Raw genomic sequence first — 17,924 nt, 5'->3', positions numbered from 1 at the left:
GCTTTAAGTGAAATATATTCACAGTATGAAAATGAAATTTTCACAAATACTTCTTGTTTTGTTGATTACAACGGCAGTATTCGCTGGTACTTTCCTTGAGTATTTTCATGGCAGAAGTGAGGGAGATGATATAAGACTCGAATGGAAAACCAAAGAGGAAGTAAATCTTCAGAATTTTAAGATTGAAAGAAAAACTCCTCAAAGTTCTTTCACTGAAATTGAAACGATTCAACCGAAGGGAAGTAATTCATATTACTCCTATCTCGATCAAACTACTTACAAAACGACAGATATGATTTTTGTTTACAGATTAAAAATTGTTGATACTAATGGACAGGCTTCTTATTCCAATGAGGTAACTGTTTCGCATAATGTTTCCGGCGTAAAGCGAACCTGGGGCAGTATCAAGGCTATGTTTCGGTGATCTCCAGTTTTTCGTTTATATCTAAAAAAAATATTTTTTACTATTTTCATCTCACTCTAAAATATTCATTTCTTTTTTTTCTATTCACTCTTATAATACTTAGCTGTTCACCGTCTAAAAGATTTCCTTCCAAACAATGGCAAAGAAGCAGAATCGGAAACAGAAAAGAATTTAGGATCAGCAAACGACAACAATTCAGAAAATAATGAATTCTCTGTTTCAGATTTGAGAGTATCATTAGAAGGTGTTATCCCAACTGAATCATTATTAATAGAATCACCGGTTTATCTGTTTAAAGATGGAACCAAAATAGCACACATAAAATCGGGAAATGTTTTAAAGATTTTTGATGATGACACCAGAATTAAAATTGAAATAAACGATGAAATTCTTGTTGGTAATATTTTCTCATTATCCTCAGAAGCTAATCAAGACATTATCAGAATTAATGGAAAGGGTTATCGGGGAAAAATTCAACTTTATTTTGCTGGCAATTCAATTAACGTAATAAATATTATTAAACTCGAAGATTATGTTAAAGGCGTTCTTGCTAAGGAAATGCCGATTGGAAAAAACGAAGAGAATCTTGAAGCGCTGAAAGCATTGGCAATCTGTGTCAGAACTTATGCATTACAAAAAGTAAAAAACGGAAATGTTTATTTTGATCTTTATGCTGACACACGTGACCAGGTTTATGGAGGTGCTGATGCAGAAAATCCTGTTTCCAATAAAGCCGTCGAACAAACAAATAATATGATTCTAAAGTTTGAAGATAATCCTGCATTGGTTTACTATCATTCAACTTGCGGCGGTTATACTGAAAATTCACAAAATGTTTTCACAAAAGAACACTTGCCGTATTTATCTGGAATCAAAGATGGCTCAGATCCCTATTGTAAAATATCTCCACGTTTTGAATGGAAAGAAACATACAGCAAAGAATTAATTATTGAACGATTGAAAGCTTATTCACTTATTGACAATAATAATTATACTCTGGAGGATATAATTATATTAAGCACATTTGATTCGGGGAGAATAAATGAGCTGGAATTTAAAGTTGTTGACACAAACGGAAATGAAAAATCTATCGTCGTTAAAGGAAATGAAATCAGAAATGTATTACGAACCGCAAATGGAAAAAGTATTTTGTGGAGTAATATGTTCGAGTTAATTGTATCTTCAGATTCGGTTGAACTAATTGGAAAAGGCTTCGGGCACGGCGTTGGACTTTGCCAGTGGGGAGCTATCTCACTTTCAAAAATGGGATGGAGCTATGAAGATATTCTGGATCACTATTATCCCGGAACATATCAGGAAAGTATTAATGATTAATACTAAAATTCCAATTTACCTTGCTTCAAAATCTCCACGAAGAAGAAAATTATTAAAACAACTGGGAATTAATTTTAAAGTTTTTTCAGTTAACACACCAGAAGATTTTTTAGATGGAGAACATCCTGTTGAATGCGTGAAAAGGATCGCACTTGAAAAAATGGAATTAGCAAAACTTAAAGTCAAAGGAAGTATTATTATTACCGCTGATACGATTGTTGTTCTTCATCATAAAGTAATTGGAAAACCAGTCAGCAAATCAGATGCAATAAAAATACTTTCAGTTCTTAGTGGAAAAGTCCATACTGTTTATACAGGATTCTGTGTCCTTAATCAAAAGAATGATACAATGATTCTTGATTATGAAAAAACTGATGTTGAGTTCCGGAAATTACTTAAGGATGAAATAACTGATTATGTTGATGGCGGTAGTCCAATGGATAAAGCAGGTGCTTACGGAATCCAGGATGATTTTGGTGCTGTGTTTGTAAAACGAATAAACGGATGTTACTATAATGTTGTTGGCTTACCTTTAACAAAACTTTACAAAGCAATCAGGGAAGTAGTTTGAGTTGTTAAAGAAACTTCGTCAAAGAGTAATTATCTCGGTTGTTGTAGCGGGTGTACTTTATCTTGCTTTTACAATTTATGCTGATTTTAATCAGGTGATTAAAACTTTTGGAAGATTTAATCTTTGGCTCATACCAATTTTACTTCTGCTATCATTCTTTAATTATTTCGCAAGGTTTCTAAAATGGGATTATTATCTCTCGGTTGTTAAAATCAAATTGAAAAAAATTGATTCACTCTCGACCTTTATGTCCGGTTTAATCATGAGCGTAACTCCCGCAAAATTGGGAGAAATTACTTAAATCGATTTTAGTGAAAGAAATTGCAGGTGAACCGATAAGCAAAACAGCTCCGATAATATTAGCAGAACGTGTTACAGATTTTTTATCGTTATTAGCGATCTCAATTGCTGGCGCAATAATTTTTGATTATGGAGGCAGCATCACAATCTTCATTGGAATATTTTTTATTGTACTCATTGTAATAATCAGTAATAAGAAAATTGCATTACCGCTTATTAACACAACCGAAAAAATTCCGGTAATTAAAAATTATATTCATAATATTCATTCTGCGTACGAAAGTTCATACCAGTTATTAAAAATTAAACCTTTGATTTTGATGACGTTACTAAGTTTGGTTTCATGGGGCTTTGAATGTTTAGGTTATTATTTAATATTGAAAAATTTCAGTGTGGATTTTGGATTACTTTGGGCATCATTCAGTTATAGTTTTTCAACGATAGTTGGAGCGGTTTCAATGCTGCCCGGAGGTTTAGGTTTAACAGAAGGTTCACTCACATTCCTTTTAGTTCAAAAAGGTATTTCAACTGAAATAGCTGTGGCATCTACTTTTATCGTTAGAGTAGTTACACTCTGGTTTGCAGTTTTTGTTGGCATTGTCAGTCTCTCATTCTACCAAAAAAGATTCGGGAAATTAAATCCTGGTCAATCATAATTTATGTTTTCCGAAAGCACCTGCTTTCATATTCATAACCCTTTCAGTTAATAAATTTCTAAAAGTAACATTGTGAATAGCTGTACTTCCTTGATTTAAAGCATCAAGCTTGGTATTTTTGTATCCCACTAATAAATGAAAGGAAGCGATTATGGGACAAGGAAATAATTTCAAAAAAGGACTATTGATCGGGTTTTTAACCGGCGGTGCGCTGGGTACTGCTTTGGCTTTGCTTTTTGCTCCGAAAAGTGGAAAAGAATTAAGAAAAGATATCAAAGAAAAAAGTGAAGAATATCTTGACGAAGCGGAAAAATATATTTCACAGGCAAGAGAAAAAGCTGTTGATATGATTAATGAAGGAAAAAAGAGATCGGAAAAATTAGTCAGGGATGCCAAAGATAAATCTGACCAGCTTATGAAGGATGCCGAGAAAGTTTATAAAGACGCTAAAGAAAAAGTAACCGATTCAATTAAAACCGGCAAAGAATCTTATGAACATAAACGTGATCAGATAAAAGATGCGATTAAAGCGGGCGTTGATGCTTATAAAGAATCTAAACATACCGGAGAATAATTTAGTTAATGACCGTTATTGATGTATTAATCGCTGTAGTTTTAGTTCTTGTATCGGTTCTTGTTGTTTTCCTGATTGTATATCTGGGTAAGATTACAAAATCAATTCAAGAGTTACAGAAAGACATAAGCGATCTTTCAAATAAGCTTGAACCATTAGTATTTTCTCTGGCTGATCTTACATCAAAACTCACTGACTTAAGTGATTCGGCAAAAAGACAATTGGAAGCTACAAAGAGTATAGTTTTTAGTGTTAAAAACAGAGTGGATACAATCCTGAAATTTGAAGAAAAAATAAGAGCAGGAATTGATGGTCCGATTTCAGGATTTCTTACTCAGCTAAAAGCAATCTCTAACGGAGTAAGCACTTTTCTCAACTACCTAAAAAAATAATTTTATAACTAAAAAATACTTCCAGGAGGGAACCCTTGAAAGAGATCAGTTCAGAGGCTATACGAAATATTGCATTAGTAGGTCACGGCGGAGGCGGAAAAACTACATTTGCTGAAGTCATTCTTTATACAGCTAAGGAAACAAACAGAATTGGAAAGATTGAAGACGGCAATACAGTTTCAGATTATGCTCCCAATGAAATTGAAAAGCAGATCTCAATTTCTTCTTCACTGATGAATGTTGAATGGAATAATAATAAGATTAATATTATAGATGCACCGGGTTTTTCAGATTTTGTTGGAGATGTAAAAAGTTCGCTTAAAGTTTGTGATACGGCAGTAATCATTATAAAATCTGTTGGAAGGAATTGAAGTTGGGTACTGACACCGCAAAAAATATCATCGATGAATATAAACTGCCTTCTTCTATAATTATCAATAAAGTAGATAGTGAGCATTCAACGTTCTTTGAAACTTTTGAGGCTGTAAAAGAGAGAATGCATCCCGGGTCAACGGTTATAACTTTTCCCATTTCAGAAGGACTTCACTTCAATGGAGTTGTTGATATTGTAACAATGAAATCATACACATTCGGGGAAGCCGGAAGCCGCAATGTAACTGAATCGGAAATTCCAGCAAATTTAAAAGAACAGGCAGAAGATCTCAGAACTCAGTTAATTGAAAAAGTTGCTGAGTACTCTGAAGTTTTAATGAATAAGTATTTTGAAGAGGGCTCGCTCTCTGAAGAAGATTTGAAGAAAGGATTAAAAGCTTCAATTATTAATGGAACTATTGTTCCTGTTTTTGCTGTCTCCGCAACTAAAGTAGTTGGAATTAATAATTTCCTGGATTTCGTCAGCAGCTATTTCCCATCACCGGTTGATAGAGGACCTGCAAGCGCAAAGCTGACAGGAAAGAACGAACCAGTTTTAATAAAGGCTGATTCAAATGCAGAACCTGTTTTATTTATTTTCAAAACAATATCTGAACAACACGTTGGTGAACTTTCTTTATTTAAACTTTATTCAGGAAAAGTTTCTCCTGGAATGGATTTGTTAAACGAAAACAATAATAAATCAGAAAGACTTAATCAGCTATTTACACTTAATGGACACAACCGGAAAGATATTTCACAAGTTGTTGCCGGAGATATTGCTTCAGTTGTTAAACTGAAAGATACTCATACAAATAACACTCTCGCTTCAAAAAACTACTCAGTTATTATTAGCCCGATAGAATTTCCTGAACCGGTAATCAGAGGAGCGATAAGAGCTAAAGCAAAAGGTGATGAAGACAAGATTGCAACTGGTCTTCACACACTTCACGAGGAAGATCCTTCATTTAATGTGAACTTCGATCCTGAAATATCTCAAACAATTATTTCAGGTCAAGGTGAGCTGCAGCTTTTACTTGCTGTAAAGAGATTGAAAGATAGATATGGAGTTGAAGTAGATCTTGTTGAACCAAGAATTCCATACAGAGAAACAATTAAATCATCTGTTAACGATGTTGAATACAAACATAAAAAACAATCTGGCGGTCGTGGTCAGTACGGTCACATCCATATAAAAATGGAACCGCTTCCCAGAGGAAAGGGATTTGAATTTGTTGATGCAATTGTTGGAGGTGTTGTGCCCGGTAGATTTATTCCAGCAGTAGAAAAAGGAATAATTGAAACTATGACGAAAGGTGTTCTTGCCGGTAACAAAGTTATTGATGTGCGGGTAACTTTATTCGATGGAACTTATCATACTGTTGACTCTGATGAAATGTCTTTTAAAATAGCTGCAAGCCAGGGTTTTAAAAAAGGTTTTCTTGAAGCAAAACCTGTACTTCTTGAACCAATCTATGAACTCGAAGTAAAAGTTCCGGAAGAATATATGGGTGACGTAATGGGAGATATCTCAAGTAAACGCGGAAAAATTCTTGGAATGGACAGCGACGGACGATTTCAAGTTATAAAAGCACTTGTTCCGCTGGCTGAGCTTTATAAATATTCTTCTCACCTGAGAAGTTTAACTCAGGGAAGAGGAGTTCATAAACGACGCTTCGATCATTATGAAGAGATGCCGAAAGAAATTGAACAGAAGCGTAATCGAGGAATACAAAAAGTCACGCGAAGAAGAAAATTAATTTTTTAATAGTCAAACAGAGACTGTCTCAAAACTTATTATTTCTTTCACTCTGAACTTGTCGAAGGGTGATTTTAATTTAAATTGTCAGACTTCAACGGGCTCAGCTCCACATTTTTAGACTTTTGAGACAGCCTCTCCTTTTATTTGGGCAATATGAAAAACCTTTGGTCTCCGTGGAGATCTAATTACATAGAATCTTTTAAAGAAAAACAATCGGGTAAAGGATGTATTTTCTGCGAGGCTTTGGATAAAGAGATAGCAGATATGAACAATCTTCTTGTTCGTAAATCTGCGAACACTTTAGTGATGCTAAATTTATATCCATATAATAATGGACATCTCATGATTTTACCGAAAAGACATTTCGGTTCAATTGAACAAATTACAACTGAAGAATCTCATGAATTAATGGATGAAATTATTCTGGCAGAGAAGGTTCTTCAAATCGTTTATAGACCACAAGGATTCAACATAGGTGCAAATCTTGGCAGAGCTGGTGGTGCAGGAATTGAAGATCATATCCATTTTCATATAGTTCCGAGATGGAATGGCGATACTAATTTTATGCCCGCTATTGGTGAAGTGAAAGTAATCTCACAGGAGCTATCTGAAACCAAGAAAAAGTTATTAGCTGGTTACGAAGAAGTGCTTAAAAAATAATTATCATATCTTTTTCACTCTCAAGGCATCAGGATGATTAATAATAAATCGTTGATTGTAAATCTTCCAACTATAATTTCAATTATAATTTTTTCCTTTTCCTGTGGTAAAGATGAAATACCAAAATCTACTTTGGTACTGAAGGATAATCTTCTATACAAACAGGGCAGCGATGTTCCATTTACTGGAAGGGAAAGGGCACTTGTAGAAAATAAAATTATTGAGTATGATGTAAAAGATGGATTGAAGCACGGCGAGTTCAGAATATTTTCGGAAAATGGTGTGCTGGAAATTCAGGGGCAAATTGATAGTAACCGGAATGTAGGTAAGTGGCAGTAAGCTTCTATCCGAATGGTCAAATTGAATCTGGAAGGTAATTTTGTGAATGATTTACCTGAGGGTTTGTGGCTCTGGAAGTATCCTGATGGAAAGAAAAAGGAAGAAGGAATTTTCACAAAGGGAAAAAGAACAGGCGTGTGGAATTTCTATGATGATGCAGGGAATATGACTCTCGAAAAAAATTATGATATTGAAGATACACTTCAGGTTGATGCTGATGATTCAAAATTTTTAGATAAAAAATTACGTCCGTGATCAGATTTGGCACATGCAGTTGGAAGTATGATAGCTGGAAAGGAATAGTTTATTCCGGTACGAATAGTAAAAATTATCTTCAGGAATACTCAAAAAAGTTTGACACAGTTGAGATTGATCAGTGGTTCTGGTCATTATTTTCAAATTCAAAAATAGTTCTTCCGCAAAAAAAGGTTGTTGAAGAATATAAACAATCCGTCCCGAAAGATTTTCTTTTCACAATAAAAGTTCCTAATTCAATTACTCTGACACACTTTTACAAAGAATCAAAAGAAGATGAACTACGTATCAATCCAAGTTTTCTTTCTGTTGATTTATTTAATCAGTTTCTTGAAACGATCGAACCAATAAAAGATAAAATTGGCTGTTTGATTTTTCAATTTGAATATCTGAATAAACAAAAAATGAAATCTCTGTCTGAATTCCAGAATAAATTTTCAGAATTCAGAAGTCAGATTAAAAATGACAGCCCACCGATTGGAATTGAAATAAGGAATCCGAATTATCTGAATGAGAAATATTTTACGTTTCTTTCAGAGCAAAAAATTGCGCCAGTTCTGCTTGAAGGTTACTATATGTCACCAATAACTGAAACTTATTCTAAATTTAAAAAGCAATTTAAAAATCTGATGGTGATAAGGCTGCACGGGACTGACAGAAAAGGAATTGAAGAAATTGCAAACAACAACTGGAGCCAGATATATATAAATCGTGATAAGGAGATTCTTTCAATTGCTGAAATGATAAGAGATCTGCAGAAGAATGAAATTGATTTGTTTGTGAATGTGAATAACCATTTTGAGGGCAGTGCCCCAATTACAATTAATAAGATTAAAGAACAACTTAGTTAAAAAAACGAAGTTGATTTCTGCTCTATTGTGTAGTAAATTTGCAGCCACAAATCAGGGCCCATAGCTCAGCCCGTTCCGTATAACGGAACGAGGTCTCGGCTCAACAAAGTTGAGACGGATTGGTTAGAGCATCTGACTGATAATCATGGTGGTCCAAAAATAATGATTCGGGCCCATAGCTCAGTTGGTTAGAGCATCTGACTCATAATCAGAGGGTCGTTGGTTCAAGTCCATCTGGGCCCACAGCAAAACCTGGAAAATAAAAATTCCAGGTTTTATTTTGTAAAAAATTTTTGAAAATACTTTGGAATAAAAAGGTCGTTGGTTCTCCCGAAGGGATTCCTCAGCAGGTAAATCATAGGAACTTTGGAAAAGTCCATCTGGGCCCACAGCAAAACCTGAGAAATAAAAATTCCAGGTTTTTTTTGTAAAAAATTTTCGAAAATACTTTGGAATAAAAAAGTCGTTGGTTCTCCCGAAGGGATTCCTCAGCAGGTAAATCATAGGAACTTTGGAAAAGTCCATCTGGGCCCACAGCAAAACCTGGGAAATAAAAATTCCAGGTTTTTTTGTAAATAATTTTCGAAAATACTTTGGAATAAAAAAGTCGTTGGTTCTCCCGAAGGGATTCCTCAGCAGGTAAATCATAAGAACTTTGGAAAAGTCCATCTGGGCCCACAGCAAAACCTGGGAAATAAAAATTCCAGGTTTTTTTTTGTAAAAAATTTTCGAAAATACTTTGGAATAAAAAAGTCGTTGGTTCTCCCGAAGGGATTCCTCAGCAGGCAAATCATAAGAACTTTGGAAAAGTCCATCTGGGCCCACAGCAAAACCTGGGAAATAAAAATTCCAGGTTTTTTTGTAAATAATTTTTGAAAATACTTTGGAATAAAAAAGTCGTTGGTTCTCCCGAAGGGATTCCTCAGCAGGCAAATCATAAGAACTTTGGAAAAGTCCATCTGGGCCCACAGTGAAACCTGGAAAATAAAAATTCCAGTTTTTTTTGTAAAAAATTTTTGAAAATACTTTGGAATAAAAAAGTCGTTGGTTCTCCCGAAGGGATTCCTCAGCAGGTAAATCATAGGAACTTTGGAAAAGTCCATCTGGGCCCACAGCAAAACCTGGGAAATAAAAATTCCAGGTTTTTTTTATTAAATTTATTTAAATATTCTGATTACTCCACTTCAGCACTTCAATATTATTTTGTCAAATCTGTGAATTTTTTTTTAACCAGATGTTACACCATCTCATCAAAAAAAATATTTTTACCTTCAGTACTTTTTAGCTGACTTTAAACTCCTGAACATCAATTTATAAAAAGTCAAATCTGTCGCAGAGACTTCTTCCTTATAAAAACAATCACTTAGCGATATAAATTTAAAGTTCACTGTAAAGTATAAAATATTATGGCACTCTTTATGTTTTTACCCGAAAAAATATTTTTTAAAAAGTCATAAAAAAATCGTGTCTAAAATTTTGACTATTTAAAAATTTTTTATTAAGGTTGCAGTAACTTTTGAAGCAAAATTTAGGGCAATACCTACTTTCGGGCTGTGCGGTCGTTATAATAACGTTAAAAATTAATTAAATATTCTTATAACATTGTTCTCTCTTTGTGGAATAGAGATGCTGAAACAAGAATTAGTTATTCACTTAGCTTTAAAACAGAGCTCCTGGATATGCACAACAAAAAATTAAAATTTTTTACATTGGGTATTTTCACCAGAGAATTTCTCTTATTAGAGAATTTTAAACTCACCGGTTACATTTATATAGGTTTAACTAATAATACAGTATTTTATCATTTTTCAGGAGGGCTATATGGAGAATAATTTTCCACTAATCTTTCCTTTGTAATTGCTTTACAGGCGTGTGTTCGGTGTTTTTAACTGTAAAGCAGGTTTCTTTTCTTTTTAATTAATTAATTTCAAATTTCATTTGGAGGGTCTATGTTTAAAAATATTTTCAGATTTGTGACCGTCGTCTTCCTCCTTGTTGTTTTTGCGTTTACACAGAATTCGTTTGCTCAGCTTACTGGAGTAAAAACAATTCCCGGAGACTATGCTACAATCTCAGCCGCGGTTACTGATTTAAATTTATTAGGTGTAGGATCTGGCGGTGTAACATTTAATGTAGCTGCAGGTTTTACAGAAAGTATAACTGCACCTATCACAATTACTGCAACCGGAACTGCTGGTAACACAATTGTTTTCCAGAAAAGCGGTGCAGGTGCTAATCCATTAGTAACAAGAACAGATGCAGGTACACTGGCTACTACTGCATTGGGCGCTGATGGTGATGCAATATTTCGTATGAATGGAACTGACTATATTACTTTCAATGCAATTGATGTGACTGCCTCAGATCAAGGAATTGAATATGGCTATTTTACTTTTAAGCCAAGCGGTACGGATGGATGTCAGTTTGTTACAATCTCGAACTGCGTTATTACTATGACAAAAGGTACAAGTGCTTATGTTACTGGTATAAACATTAGTAACGGACCTACAAGTGTTTCATCTGCAACTGGAGTTGTTGTATCCGCAGCAAGTGGTATGAATGCAAATGTTACAATCAACGGCAATACTGTTCAAAACGTTCATGCTGGTGTTTATGTAAGAGGTGCAACTGCATACTACGATAGTAGTATCACGGTAGGGCAATCCGGCGCTGGAAATATAATTACAAACTATGGTGGAGGTAGCGCGACCTCAACGTACGGCGTTTACTTTATTTATGTTGAGAATCCATCTGTTGCCTACAATACAATTACAAGTGCAAATCATACTTCAACACTTTACGGCATTTTTTATTCAACGGTCAGTGGAATAGTAGTTGGAAGTAATAACTCAATTACTCTTTCGAATACTTCTGCTTCATCTAATACAAATGGTATTTACAATGCTAATACTGTAACGACTGCAAATTTTAATAATAATACTTTTGCTACCGGAACGCTTTCCTCCACCGGTACTGTTTATTTAATTTATGCTTCAAGTTCTACTCCTGATGTTACAGCTTCTGGAAATTCAACAAGCGGTACGCTAAATCGAACGGGAGCGAGTGGTAGTTTTTATTGTTACTATAATCTTGGTTCTCCAGCTTCTGGTACTGAGACTTTGACGAATAATAATTTCTCAAACATCACAGTTGCTGGTAGTTCCTCACTTTATGGGATTTACAGCAACACTGCTATTGGTCAAAACAGAGTTGCTTCTGGTAATACAATATCGAACTTAACTGGTGGGACTGGTTCATGCTATGGCTTGTACCTATTATCCACAACTTCTAATACAATCTTTAGTAACAATGTTTATGGAATTACTACAGGCGGTACTTTTTATGGATTGTATTTCACTGGAACAAACCCAACAGTTTATGGAAATAATGTTCACAATAACACTACTTCCGGAACCACAATGTACGGTATTTACGATGCGGGTACTGGCACAACAAATTGTTATAAAAACCAGGTTTACAACTTAACCGGAACAAATGCTACTCAAACTTTGTATGGTTTTTATATTACATCGGGAACAAACAACAGTGTTTATAATAATTTTGTTTCTGATTTAAAAGCACCTAACTCAGCTTCGTTGACAGGATTAGTTGGAATGTATGTCTCCGGTGGAACTTCTATCGGTTTGTATTACAATTCAATCTTTCTAAATGCAACAAGCGTTGGTGCAAATTTCACAACTAGTGGTATTTATGCAAGTACAACTCCAACTGTTGATTTAAGAAATAACGTTGTAGTAAATGCATCAACACCAAACGGGACTGGCTTTACTATAGCATACAGAAGAAGTACAACAACTTTAACTTCTTATGCAGCTACGTCAAATAATAATGATTTTTATGCAGGAACTCCATCTGCGTCAAATCTTATTTTCTATGATGGAACAAATGCTATTCAAACACTGGGAGATTACAAAACATTGGTTTCTCCAATGGATGCCGGTTCAGTATCAGAGAATCCTCCTTTCCTGAATGTTACTACTGCACCATATAATTTGCATGTCAGCACTTCAATCGCAACTCAACTTGAATCGGGTGGAACACCTGTTACCGGAATCACTGATGACTTTGATGGTGATACAAGAAATGTTACAACTCCTGACATGGGCGCAGATGAATTTAGTGGTATTGGTGCTGATTTGACTCCACCATTAATTTCTTATAGCGAGATATCTAATCAAAGTTATTTACTAACTTCTGTTTCTTTGACGGCAACAATAACAGATGTTAGTGGAGTTGCAAGCGGTTCAAATTCACCGCGATTATATCTCAAGAAAATTAATGATGTTTCTTACGTATTTAATAACACTCCATCTGTTGTTGGTGATGATTATACATTCACAATTAATTATTCTGCAATTGGCGGAGTAGCAATAGGTGATACGATTGTTTATTATGTTGCAGCTCAAGATGTACCCGGTAACGCAGGTACAAATCCAGCAGGCGGATCAGGTTCAAATCCTCCGGGAACAACACCTCCAACAGTTCCAAATGGTTATTTGATTGTTGATGTACCTCTTAGTGGTACTTATACAGTTGGAGTAAGTGCATTTGAAAAGTTGACTGGTAAAAAACTTACATTTGAAACCAGAACAAGAACTGTAACCAGAGATATGAATGGAATTGATGCATATGAAGATTTAAATGCAAATATAAATGACAAAGAAAATCCATCTGCTCCTAACTTTTCACCACGTTATGAAACTGTAACAGAAACTTACGTTGAGATAATGGAGAATGGAAAACCATTTGATATGAATTTCTTTGCTGAAAATCCTAATCTTGCAGCATATCCAACAATTACTGCAGCGGTTACTGACCTTCAATTAAGAGGAGCTTCGGGACCAGTTACATTTTCATTAATTGATACACTCTATGCTTCAGAAACTTATCCAATAGATCTGACCTTGTTTGCTGGAGCTAGTTCAACCAATACTGCAACTATTAAACCTGCATCAGGAGTTAACGCAAGAATTCCTGGTGTTACGGGGCAAACAACAGCATCTATCTGGATGGAAGCTGGTGAATATTATATCATTGATGGTTCGAATACTGTTGGCGGGACAACCCAAAATCTCACCATTCAGACTGTCGGTGCATTTCCTGCAGTACATTTCTATAGCAGTGGTGATAATAATATTGTTAAGAACTGCATTATTGAAAGTGAACAAACAAGTACAGGATCTGGGGTAATAATACTTGCTGCTGGAACTGGAAGCAGCAATAACCTTATTGACAATTGCTTAATCAGACAAAAAGCCGGTGGAACAAGATATAGTATCGGTGTTTATTTGTTTTCAACATTTACTGGAACGAATAATACAATTTCCAATTGTGAATTCAATAACTTTAATGATCGTGGTATAACTCTTCAAGGTGGTGTTGGCGTTGACAATAATGATGCGATTGGTAATATTTTTTATCAGGCAACCCCATCTTCTGCTGCTACGGTATATGGATTCTATATTGGCAGGACACCCAATACAGATCTTATTGGAAATCAGATATTCAATCTATCGAGTGTATCTGCTTCACCGACTATCTATGGTTTATATGAAATTGGTTCAAGTGGTGTTGATCAGACACTCAAACTTGTTAACAATGTTATCTCATTAGGCGGCGGTAATACAGCCGGAACAATTCGAGGAATAGATTATTTTGGTTATAGTGCTAACTCGGTTGAAATGTATTATAATACTGTTTTGATTTCGGGCAGCGGTGTAACAGGTGGAACAACCGGTGCAGTTAACAAACGCGACGCAGCAAATATCTGGGTCATGGTAGATAATATATTCCACAACGAAAGATCGAATGGTACTGGAACTGGTTTCCATTACGGAGCTCAATTCACCAATTCTACTTCAACTACCTGGAATATGAATTATAATGATTATTACTCTAATGGTACAGGTGGTTTACTCGGCAGATGGGGAACTGCGGATGTTGACAGCTTATTAGAGTGGCAAACTGCTACAGGTCAGGATGCAAATTCTATGAATTTAGATCCATTGTTGGTATCAGAATCTGATCTTCGTCCATATTTAAATTCACCGGTTATAGATGCAGGAACTCCGGTTGCCGGAATAACAACTGATATACTCGGTGCAACCAGAAATGCAACAACCCCGACGATGGGTGCTTATGAAGAAGGAGCTCCATTGCCATCAGTATTAGATCCGACTGATGTTACAGCAACTGCTGTGAGTGACGTTCAGATAAATGTTGCATTTACACCAAATCCAAGTTCGAACAATGTTGTTATCGTCTATAATTTAACCGGTATATTTACAGCACCAACAGGTGCCCCACCTGTAGTTGGCGATCCTTTTGCCGGTGGTACATTATTATATAATGGATTAACCTCACCTTATAATCACACTGGTTTGACTCAGGTGACAACATACTATTATAAATTATTTTCTTATAATGGTTCGGCTTACTCAACTGGTGTTACAGCAAATGCAACTACACAGGCTACACCATTAAGTGTTCCTTATAGCCAATCATTTGATTTATCTACAATGCCGCCAAGCTGGTCGCAAACTTCTACAATCAGCCCAAGATGGACTGTAAATAATACTTCAAATGCTGGTGGATCACCATACGAAATGAGAGAAATGTACGCTAGTGGAACTGGTATTTCAAGATTAATTGTTGGTCCGATCAATACATCCGGATTAACAAGTCTTGCATTAGAATTCAAACATTTTTTTGATGATTATGGAACGGGCATTACTATGAAGGTTCAATCAAGCACTGATGCTACAACCTGGACAGATGAATCATTTAGTGTTGTTAGCGGTGGTGGAAATCAATCTGGAACGGTGGGTATAGCAATAAACAATAATGTTGGAACAACAACATATATTGCCTGGGTATCAGATGGAAATCACTTCCAGTTTGATTACTGGTATATTGATGATGTTGCTGTGACAATACCATTAGCTAATGACGTTGGAACATTTTCAATTGATATTGCTACTATAAACAGTCCGGGAATTATTTCACCAAAAGCTACCGTGAAGAACTATGGGACGAATACTCAATCCTTTGATGTTCAGATGACAGCTGATGGCGGTTATACATCAACGAAAACAGTCACAGCTCTTGCACCTTTTGCTACAGCGCAGGTCACATTTGATAACTGGACACCCGCTTATGGAGTATATAATGTGAATGTTTGCACACAGTTAGCCGGTGACTTAAATACTGGTAACGACTGTCGTGCAAAAGTTGTTTCAATCATTGATACGAGCGGTGTTTGGTCTTCAGGAGCTAATTATCCGGTAACAACTTATGTAGGAACAGGTGTTGCTCATAATGGTTTCCTTTACAGTCTCGGTGGAAACACAACTTCAACTCTTAAAACTGAATGCTACAAATATGAAGTTGCTACTAATACCTGGACTCAGATAGCATCGCTACCTGCAGGCAGAGTAGTATTAGCTTCAGCAGCAGTTGGTGATTTCATATATGCTATTGGTGGTTCAGATGGAACTAATTATCAGACAACAGTTTATAAATATGATATCGCTTTAAATACATGGTCAACAGTCGCAGCGCTTCCAGTTGCGATGGGTTGGTGTAAAGCTGTAGGTTATAACAATAAGATATATGTTGCTGGTGGTGTAACAACCGGTTCAGTACTTTTATCTTCAGTTTATGTTTATGATGTTACAGGAAATACCTGGGCAGCAGCTACATCTATGCCGGGTGTTAAATTCGGTGGTGGATTTTCTGTAACAGGTAATAAACTTGTTTATGTTGCCGGTGCTGATGCTGTCGGTATTTCAAACAGTGTTTATGTTGGAACTATCGATGGTATTGATCCATTAGTAATTGTGTGGACAGCAATGACAACTCCATATCCGGGCGTAAACAGACAATTGTATTCAGAGTATGGTGGAAGTCTTAGTGAATTTATTGCTAATACCAAAGACCATAAAACTTACGCTCCGGAAGCTTCCGCATATCCAATTGGTGCAATGTACAGATTCGATGCTGCACCTTGGGGTGACAGCGAAATAATAGTAGCCGGAGGAAGCCCGACAGCAGCTTGGGTTCCGGCTAATCCAAATCCAACTTATACTTATGATCCGACTACCGATACCTGGATTCCTAAGAGAACAGTCCCGACTGCGGTTCTTGGTTCATCTTTGGGTACAGTTAATAATGGCAACGATTGGAAACTTATTGTTGCTTCCGGATATACAGGTGCAACAACCAGTATAGTACAGATATATTCAGAATCACTTGGTTCAGCTACCTTCCAACTCTCAGTTAATGTTGGTGATGGCTGGAATATGGTATCAGTACCGGGAACAAATCCTGATGGAATGGGAGTAGCAAATTGGTGGCCAGGCAGAGTTGGAGATGTTTATAAATATGCATTCGGTTATCAAACAGTAACCACAGCAACACCTGGAATAGGATACTGGATGAAAAATAATGGAGCTCAGACTTATAACACAGGAGATGAATGGCCAGCAGGCGGATTGCAAGTAGTTGCACACGATCCATTAACAGGAGCTATCGGCTGGAATATGATCGGTGGCTATGAATTGATTGTAACAGCAGCGAACGTATCAACAAATCCACCAGGACTACAGAGTGGTCCGATCTACAAATATTCAGGTGGATATTCTGTAGCAACGACACTTGATCCAGGATTTGGTTACTGGATAAAGTTGACAGGTGCAGGACAGATAATCATACCAGAGACAATGTCAAAGGAAAGCAAACCAGTAGAATACTTCCCTGAGAACTGGGGAAGAATAGTGATAACAGATGCAGCAGGAGTGAGCTACACACTGTATGCAGTAAATGGACAGGTTGACTTAAGTCAGTATGAATTACCACCAGCACCACCAGCAGGAATGTATGACTTCAGATACTCGAGTGGAAGAATAGCCGAAGACCTGAGCAGCTCAGTGAAGACGATTGAGATGAGCGGAGTAGTATATCCATTGACAGTAAGAGTAGAGGGAATGGATATCAGGTTGATGGATGAGAGTGGCAAGAAGCTGAATGAAAATCTGAAGGATGGAGAATCAATAGAAATCAGTGAATCAACGATAGAGAAGCTGATGGTATCGGGAGAACTGTTACCAACAGTATATTCACTTGAACAGAACTATCCAAATCCATTCAACCCAAGCACGATGATCGAGTTCTCGTTGCCTGAGATGGCAAATGTAAAACTCAGTATCTACAATGCATTGGGAGAAAAGGTAGCAGAACTTGTAAACACATCACTGCAAGCCGGAAAATATCAGTACAACTGGAATGCAAGTGGAGTGGCAACAGGAATGTATATCTATGAACTGAGAACGGATAATTTTGTATCAGTTAAAAAGATGTTACTCCTGAAGTAACAAATAAAAAACTTTCAACCCGTCCCGATTGTTTGGGACGG

The 17,924-nt window shown here is 36.2% G+C and carries 12 protein-coding genes, 1 tRNA gene and 1 pseudogene; all 14 read left to right on the top strand.

All coding sequences use genetic code 11. The annotated features are described in order from the left end of the window. The first annotated feature begins 25 nt into the window (after positions 1 to 25). The 14 genes and pseudogenes from HND39_15975 to HND39_15910 all read left to right on the top strand — a co-directional run bounded on the left by HND39_15975 (position 26) and on the right by HND39_15910 (position 17,883). Complete coding sequence (locus HND39_15975; GenBank protein ID QKJ97652.1) at positions 26 to 424, top strand: hypothetical protein; 399 nt, start codon at positions 26 to 28, stop codon at positions 422 to 424. Positions 425 to 649: 225 nt separating this feature from the next. Beyond that, complete coding sequence (locus tag HND39_15970; protein QKJ97651.1) at positions 650 to 1,759, top strand: SpoIID/LytB domain-containing protein; 1,110 nt, start codon at positions 650 to 652, stop codon at positions 1,757 to 1,759. Then, on the top strand, positions 1,752 to 2,330 hold the full coding sequence (maf, locus tag HND39_15965; protein QKJ97650.1) for a septum formation protein Maf: 579 nt from the start codon (positions 1,752 to 1,754) through the stop codon (positions 2,328 to 2,330). The genes HND39_15970 and maf overlap by 8 nt, the downstream gene beginning before the upstream one ends. Position 2,331: 1 nt before the next feature. Next, complete coding sequence (locus HND39_15960; GenBank protein QKJ97649.1) at positions 2,332 to 2,631, top strand: hypothetical protein; 300 nt, start codon at positions 2,332 to 2,334, stop codon at positions 2,629 to 2,631. A gap of 10 nt (positions 2,632 to 2,641) precedes the next feature. Further along, complete coding sequence (locus HND39_15955) at positions 2,642 to 3,286, top strand: flippase-like domain-containing protein (GenBank protein QKJ97648.1); 645 nt, start codon at positions 2,642 to 2,644, stop codon at positions 3,284 to 3,286. Positions 3,287 to 3,437: 151 nt separating this feature from the next. Next, positions 3,438 to 3,860: a gas vesicle protein gene (locus tag HND39_15950; GenBank protein ID QKJ97647.1), complete on the top strand. Its 423-nt coding sequence runs from the start codon at positions 3,438 to 3,440 to the stop codon at positions 3,858 to 3,860. Positions 3,861 to 3,868: 8 nt separating this feature from the next. After that, a complete protein-coding gene (locus HND39_15945) occupies positions 3,869 to 4,252 on the top strand; it encodes a DUF948 domain-containing protein (protein ID QKJ97646.1) in 384 nt (127 codons plus the stop codon). Between the two features lie 35 nt (positions 4,253 to 4,287). After that, positions 4,288 to 6,384: pseudogene (gene fusA / locus HND39_15940) on the top strand (elongation factor G). A 155-nt stretch (positions 6,385 to 6,539) separates the two neighbouring features. Then, positions 6,540 to 7,046 carry an HIT domain-containing protein gene (locus HND39_15935; protein QKJ97645.1) on the top strand — a complete coding sequence of 169 codons (507 nt, stop codon included), beginning with the start codon at positions 6,540 to 6,542 and terminating at the stop codon, positions 7,044 to 7,046. A gap of 33 nt (positions 7,047 to 7,079) precedes the next feature. Then, a complete protein-coding gene (locus tag HND39_15930) occupies positions 7,080 to 7,385 on the top strand; it encodes a hypothetical protein (protein ID QKJ97644.1) in 306 nt (101 codons plus the stop codon). 12 nt (positions 7,386 to 7,397) lie between these two features. Continuing rightward, the gene (locus HND39_15925; GenBank protein ID QKJ97643.1) at positions 7,398 to 7,640 is read left to right on the top strand and encodes a hypothetical protein; all 243 of its coding nucleotides are present in this window, start codon (positions 7,398 to 7,400) and stop codon (positions 7,638 to 7,640) included. Next, on the top strand, positions 7,637 to 8,491 hold the full coding sequence (locus HND39_15920) for a DUF72 domain-containing protein (GenBank protein QKJ97642.1): 855 nt from the start codon (positions 7,637 to 7,639) through the stop codon (positions 8,489 to 8,491). Before HND39_15925 ends, HND39_15920 begins: the two co-directional genes overlap by 4 nt. Positions 8,492 to 8,660: 169 nt before the next feature. Further along, a tRNA-Ile gene (locus HND39_15915) sits at positions 8,661 to 8,734 on the top strand. A gap of 1,706 nt (positions 8,735 to 10,440) precedes the next feature. Next, the gene (locus HND39_15910) at positions 10,441 to 17,883 is read left to right on the top strand and encodes a hypothetical protein (GenBank protein ID QKJ97641.1); all 7,443 of its coding nucleotides are present in this window, start codon (positions 10,441 to 10,443) and stop codon (positions 17,881 to 17,883) included. The last annotated feature ends 41 nt before the right edge of the window (positions 17,884 to 17,924 follow it).

This window comes from Ignavibacteriota bacterium, assembly GCA_013285405.1.
GTDB lineage: Bacteria > Bacteroidota > Ignavibacteria > Ignavibacteriales > Ignavibacteriaceae > IGN2.
The sequence above is the reverse complement of the archived record's forward strand: the minus strand, read 5'-3'. Positions and strand labels throughout refer to the sequence as shown.